Consider the following 654-nt stretch of genomic DNA (forward strand, 5'->3'; position numbering starts at 1 on the left):
CTTGCTGGTATGGCGCAGCCTCATGTATAGCCACTTATTTAATGCAGTCTTATCAAAAAAAACCAAACGACTATAAAGCCATGTATTCTGGGCAAGTCAGTACAGCATTGAGTGTGACTCAACAGTATTTTCATCATGTCGCTCAACTTATAGATACCCAGCCCACGCTGTCCCATGAGTTGGCTATTCGCGAATTAAGGGCGCATGTCGAGCAAGTCGCTCGGCAAGTAATAGAGAGTGCTGGACAAGCATTGGGCGCGGCACCATTTTGTGGTAACGCGCATTTTGCAAGATTATCAGCAGATCTAAGCGTGTTTATCCGTCAAAGTCATGGCGCGTTTGATTTACAAAAAATTGGCGAGCTATCTAGCATTGCAACCAGTGATTTAACAGACGGGCAGGTAAATATATGGCAACTGTAATTTCTAATATGGCTACGTCTGAGAGTCATCATCCAATCGTTGGCGATCGTATGATAGCAGGCGATGGCACCAGTATAGAGAGTTGGAAAAACTGGCAAGGACTACAAAACCTACCTCGGTTAGATATTGCCAAGCGTTTTTCGCCAAACCAACGGCTGTGCATTTTTGCCCCACATCCTGATGATGAAATATTAGGCTCTAGTGGTTTGCTACAGCAAGTAGCGGTTAATGG

General features: G+C 44.8%; 2 pseudogenes. Both read left to right on the forward strand.

Going from position 1 to position 654, the window contains the following annotated elements:
• Positions 1 to 422 (forward strand): annotated as a pseudogene (locus ACS8FD_RS21480) (acyl-CoA dehydrogenase); the annotation flags it as partial.
• Positions 410 to 654 (forward strand): annotated as a pseudogene (locus ACS8FD_RS21485) (PIG-L deacetylase family protein); the annotation flags it as partial. The pseudogenes ACS8FD_RS21480 and ACS8FD_RS21485, both read left to right, overlap by 13 nt.

It is taken from the genome of Psychrobacter sp. 1U2 (assembly GCF_051847575.1).